The sequence below is a fragment of the Mesorhizobium sp. M8A.F.Ca.ET.021.01.1.1 genome, assembly GCF_003998025.1.
Taxonomy (GTDB): domain Bacteria; phylum Pseudomonadota; class Alphaproteobacteria; order Rhizobiales; family Rhizobiaceae; genus Mesorhizobium.
The window spans coordinates 1-5,258 of record NZ_RZSJ01000449.1 but is presented as its reverse complement, the minus strand read 5'-3'; the positions used below and the strand labels follow the sequence as shown (position 1 = coordinate 5,258).

The following is a 5,258-nucleotide window of genomic DNA, read 5'->3' as shown; positions in this document are numbered from 1 at the left end:
CGTGGATAGAGGAAGCCGGCAGCATCAGCCTGCCGATCCTGATCACCAACACCCATGCGGTCGGCCCCTGTCATCGCGGCATCATCGACTGGGTGGCGCGCCACAAGCCCGACGTCGCCGATCAGTGGCTGCTGCCGGTGGTGGCCGAAACCTGGGATGGCTATCTCAACGATATCAACGGCTCGCATGTCACGGTCGACCATGCGATCGCGGCGATCGACAATGCGACGAGCGGCCACATCGAGGAAGGCTCGGTCGGCGGCGGCACGGGCATGAACTGCTACGCTTTCAAGGGCGGCTCGGGCACGGCTTCAAGGGTCGTCGACTACGGCCATCGCTCCTACACGGTCGGCGTCTTCCTGCAAGCCAATTTCGGCTCGCGCCGGGAACTCACCATTGCCGGCGCGCCGCTCGGCAACGAACTGGCCGACGACAACCCGATGGAGGCCTATTTCAGCGGCGGCCCGACGGGCGCCGGCTCCTGCATCGGCATCGTCGCCACAGATGCGCCGCTGCTGCCTGGCCAGTGCAAGGCGCTGGCCAGGCGCGTGCCGCTCGGTCTCGCACGGACAGGCACCACCGGCTCGCATTTCTCCGGCGATATCTTTCTCGCTTTCTCGACCGCCAACCGCGACGCCCTCAACGGCCGCTTCCCGCGGGGACCGGCGACCGAACACAGCTATGGGCACATGGATTTCATCGCGTGGGGTCGCATGGATGATTTCTACGCAGCCGTCGTGCAAGCGGCCGAAGAGGCGGTGCTCAACGCGCTTGTCGCCAACAGCGACATGATCGGCCGCGACGGCAATCGGAGCCCCGCCCTGCCGCATGCCAAGGTGGTGACGGCTCTGAACGCGCGTGGGGTCATGGCTGATCGACAATAACGAAGGCCAATCCGGCAAACTGCTTGACAAAAAAAGGGCCCGGGCGTTTTCAGCCCGGGCCTTTTCCATAATGAGCATCCGTTCGCGGCGCAGAGTTGCATGCGCCGCAAAGAGGATCAGGCGGCGGCCGAAACCTCTGCGCTGGCCGGCACCGAAGCGATCGTCTTCAGAATCTGCGAGGCGATCTGGTAAGGGTCGCCCTGCGAGTTCGGACGGCGGTCTTCCAGATAGCCCTTGTAGTCGTTCTTGACGAACGAATGCGGGACGCGGATCGACGCGCCGCGGTCGGCGATGCCATAGCTGAACCTATTCCACGGCGCGGTCTCATGCTTGCCGGTCAAACGCTTGTCGTTGTCCGGGCCGTAGACGGCGATGTGGTCCATCAGATTCTTGTCGAAAGCCGCCATCAGCGCTTCGAAATAGGCCTTGCCGCCGACTTCACGCATATAGGCGGTCGAGAAATTGGCATGCATGCCCGAGCCGTTCCAGTCGGTGTCGCCGAGCGGCTTGCAATGGTATTCGATGTCGATGCCGTACTTCTCGGTCAGGCGCTGCATCAGATAGCGGGCCATCCACATCTGGTCGGCGGCCTTTTTGGAGCCCTTGCCGAAAATCTGGAATTCCCACTGGCCCTTGGCCACTTCGGCGTTGATGCCTTCGTGGTTGATGCCGGCCGCGAGGCAGAGATCAAGATGTTCCTCGACGATCTGGCGCGCGACAGAGCCGACATTCGAATAGCCGACGCCGGTATAGTACGGGCCCTGCGGTGCGGGATAGCCGCTCTCGGGGAAGCCGAGCGGACGGCCGTCCTTGTAGAAGAAATACTCCTGCTCGAAGCCGAACCAGGCGCCTTCGTCGTCGAGGATGGTGGCGCGCTTGTTGGATGCATGCGGCGTCACGCCATCGGGCATCATGACTTCGCACATGACGAGCACGCCGTTGGTGCGGGCCGGATCGGGATAGACCGCGACAGGCTTCAGCACGCAGTCGGAGCTATGCCCTTCGGCCTGCTGCGTCGATGACCCGTCGAAGCCCCACAGCGGCAGCTGCTCGAGCGTCGGGAACTCGGCGAATTCCTTGATCTGCGTCTTGCCGCGAAGATTGGGGACCGGGGTGTATCCATCGAGCCAGATATACTCGAGCTTGTATTTGGTCATTCTAGAGCCTCTCGTTGCTTGGACACCGCAAGCAGGCGATGTCGATGCATGGCCGAAACAGGCCGGCCTGCCGATGATTAAAAAGCAATTCGTATGCCACTCGGCCTCCGACGGGTGCGGCAAAATGGTCATGCCAAGGCTTTGATTTTGCTGAGCCGTCTTAGCAATGCGTGCAGATCGCCCAAGCCGCAATACTGCTTAAATCATAGGCAAATCATGATCTTTTCGTAGGCATATTGCCTAAATGACTCGCAGAACCTATTTTAATGAGAACTGAATCGACGAGCTTCTGAAAAACAAGGGAGACCGGCAATGCAAGTCACGCAATCGCGTCCGTCGGCGAAAATCCTGATGTTCCCGCTGGCAGCGCGCAGGCCTGCCTTAAATTTAGGCGCCAAGGCCAAATTCGCGGCAGAGCTTGCCGCGCTTCGCGGCGAGCACGCCGATTTCGATGGCTGGTACCACGAGGCCGCCGTCGAGGAAGAAAACCCGCAACGGAAAAGCTGAAGCCGCTCCACGTCGATCTCGCATGAAAAAGCCCGGCGCGATCGCTCGCGCCGGGCTTTTCGTTCGTAAGAGCCTATCGACTACTCCTTGGCGTGCAGGTCGGTTCCCAGCGTATCCTTGACGAAGATCATGCCGATGATCAGCGTCATCGCCGCGATGACCACCGGGTACCAAAGGCCATAGTAGATGTCGCCCTTGTAGGCGCTGAGCGCGAACACCGTCGCCGGCAGCAGGCCGCCGAACCAGCCATTGCCGATGTGGTAGGGCAATGACATGCCGGTGTAGCGGATGCGAGTCGGGAACATCTCGACAAGGATCGCCGCGATCGGCCCGTAAACCATGGTCACGAACAGCACCAGGATGAACAGGATACCGATTGTCATCGGCCAGTTCACCGCCGCCGGATCGGCGAACATGGCAAAGGCACCGCCGTCCGGTATGTTGTAGACGGTGACCTCGGGTGCGCCCGCGGCCTCATCGGTGGTCAAGAGCTTGTCCTTGACCGCCTGATCGGTCGGCACCGCTGCCTTCTCGCCGCCGCGGATCGCGGCTGCGTCGAGCTTGAGTTCAGGATTGGCTGCGATGAAGGCATCGAGTTTCTGGTCCGCAACCTTAATTGCCGCACGCTTCAGCGGATAACCGCTGTCCCGCAGGGACATGTTGACGGCCTTGACGAAGACCGCGTCCTTGGCCTTGGCCTGATCGCCGGCCGCGACCGCATCGTAGGACGGCACCGTCTCTGTACCAATCTTGACTGACGCAGCCGTCCCGGCCGCCGCCGTCGACACCACATCGTACGGAACCGAGTTCTTGGTCAGGAACGAAGTCGCGATGTCGCAGGATGTCGTGAACTTCGCCGTGCCGACCGGATTGAACTGGAACCTGCAGTCGCCGGGTGCCGCCGTCACCGTTGCCCGGGTGCTCTGCTGTGCCTTGGCGAGCGCCGGATTGGCGGCCCAGGTCAACGCCTTGAACAGCGGGAAGGTGCAGACGATGGCCAGCGCAAGGCCAGCCATGATGATCGGCTTGCGGCCGATCTTGTCGGACAGCCAGCCGAACACGACAAAGAAGATCGAGCCGAGCGCCAGCGCGATGGCGATCATGATGTTGACCGACTGCGCGTCGACTTTCAGCACGTTCTGCAGGAAGAACAGCGCGTAGAACTGGCCGTTGTACCAGACGACGGCCTGACCGGCGGTGAGGCCGAGCAGCGCCAGGAGCGCGATCTTGGCGTTCTTCCACTGACCAAAGGCTTCCGAGAGCGGCGCCTTGGAGCCCTTGCCTTCTTCCTTCATCTTCTGGAAGGTCGGGGACTCCGACAGAGACAACCGGATCCAGATAGAAACGGCGAGCAGCAGGAAAGAGACGATGAAAGGAATGCGCCAGCCCCAGGCGGCGTAGGTCTCCTTGCTCAGCGATCCCTGCACGATCAGGATGATGATCAGCGACAGGAACAGGCCTAGCGTCGCGGTCGTCTGGATCCATGAGGTGTAGAAGCCGCGGCGGTCATCGGGCGCGTGCTCGGCGACGTAGGTGGCCGCACCACCATATTCGCCGCCCAGCGCCAAGCCCTGCAGCATGCGCAGGGCGATCAGGATCACCGGAGCCGCGATGCCCAAGGTCGCATAGCCGGGCAGCAGGCCGACCAGGAAGGTCGAGAGACCCATGATCGTCATGGTGACCAGGAATGTGTATTTGCGGCCGACGAGGTCGCCGATGCGACCGAACAGCAGCGCGCCGAACGGGCGCACCAGGAAGCCCGCGGCAAAGGCAAGCAGCGCGAAGATGTTGCGCGTTGCCTCGGGAATGGTCGGGCTGAAAAAGGTCGAGCCGATGAAAGCCGCCAGCGAGCCGTAGAGATAGAAATCGTACCATTCGAAAACGGTGCCGAGCGAGGAAGCGAAGATGACTTTCTTCTCCTCTCGCGTCATGCCGCGGCTCGTTCCGCCGGCGGTCGATGCCATTGCCATTGAGTTATCCTCCCGTGAGACCCAGTCCTCGATGCTGTGCGCCAACGTCCGCGTTCTCCTCGGAACGCGGACTCACAAGACGCAGCCAACACAGGAAAAATGGCAGAAAGCGCCGGGGAAAGGCACCGCGACGATGGGATTATGACTTTCGTATTAGGTGCAGTGCGAAGGCGGAGCGAAGCGCTCAGGCCTGCAGCGCTTCGAGCAGGCTGACGGCGGCCATCATATCTCGTTTGCGCGCGGTGCGGCGCGCGACGGCTTCGGCGTCCTGTCCCCACTGCGCGATCTGCCAGTCTTCGTCGACATGGCCGGCGGCCCAGGCTTCCTCGCCGTCGAGCTCGCCGAAATCGACCGCCAGCGCCAGCAGTGCCGAGCCGGTCAGCGACGTCATGACATGAATGGCGGCAAGGCGCAGCGGTTGGGCGCGCTGCGCCAGATGGCTGCCCAGCACGGCAATGGTCTCGCGCGGCTGCTCGACATGGATGATGCCCTCGGCAAGGTTGAAGCGAACCCCGAGCGAAGCGCGCGCCCAGTCGATGACGGGATCCCACTGCTCGTTCTGCCGCTCGACCAGCCCTTGTGGGGCGTCGGCGCGATAGCAGAGCAGGTCCGACGAGGCGAAACGCAGAATGTCTTCCAGCACCGCCTGCGGATCGCTGGCCACGCCATCGATGGCGGTGTTGACAAGCCGCATCACCGGCATCGTCACCGGATTGATCGTCTCGCCCTGTTCCGCGAAC

General features: G+C 62.3%; 5 protein-coding genes. 2 read left to right on the top strand and 3 right to left on the bottom strand.

Going from position 1 to position 5,258, the window contains the following annotated elements:
* The coding region (locus tag EOA36_RS26725; protein WP_127280111.1) for a P1 family peptidase at window positions 1-884 on the top strand (884 nt) is incomplete at its 5' end.
* A 116-nt stretch (window positions 885-1,000) separates the two neighbouring features.
* On the opposite strand, the gene EOA36_RS26720 is transcribed toward EOA36_RS26725, so the two are convergent.
* The gene (locus EOA36_RS26720) at window positions 1,001-2,041 is read right to left on the bottom strand and encodes a glutamine synthetase beta-grasp domain-containing protein (RefSeq protein WP_127280110.1); all 1,041 of its coding nucleotides are present in this window, start codon (window positions 2,039-2,041) and stop codon (window positions 1,001-1,003) included.
* A 312-nt stretch (window positions 2,042-2,353) separates the two neighbouring features.
* Here EOA36_RS26720 and EOA36_RS26715 point away from each other — a divergent pair, with 312 nt between their 5' ends.
* Window positions 2,354-2,548: a DUF2735 domain-containing protein gene (locus EOA36_RS26715; RefSeq protein WP_127280109.1), complete on the top strand. Its 195-nt coding sequence runs from the start codon at window positions 2,354-2,356 to the stop codon at window positions 2,546-2,548.
* A gap of 80 nt (window positions 2,549-2,628) precedes the next feature.
* Here EOA36_RS26715 and EOA36_RS26710 read toward each other — a convergent pair whose 3' ends face one another.
* Together EOA36_RS26710 and EOA36_RS26705 are read right to left on the bottom strand one after the other, a co-directional pair.
* Complete coding sequence (locus tag EOA36_RS26710; RefSeq protein WP_127280108.1) at window positions 2,629-4,518, bottom strand: MFS transporter; 1,890 nt, start codon at window positions 4,516-4,518, stop codon at window positions 2,629-2,631.
* Window positions 4,519-4,702: 184 nt separating this feature from the next.
* Window positions 4,703-5,258, bottom strand: a 556-nt coding sequence (locus EOA36_RS26705; protein WP_127280107.1) for an ATP12 family protein, incomplete at its 5' end; no start/stop codon positions are given.

Coding starts and splice junctions, on each gene's coding strand:
- EOA36_RS26720 (WP_127280110.1), bottom strand. CDS start 2,041: ATGACCAAATACAAGCTCGAGTATATCTGGCTCGATGGATACACCCCG.
- EOA36_RS26710 (WP_127280108.1), bottom strand. CDS start 4,518: ATGGCAATGGCATCGACCGCCGGCGGAACGAGCCGCGGCATGACGCGA.
- EOA36_RS26715 (WP_127280109.1), top strand. CDS start 2,354: ATGCAAGTCACGCAATCGCGTCCGTCGGCGAAAATCCTGATGTTCCCG.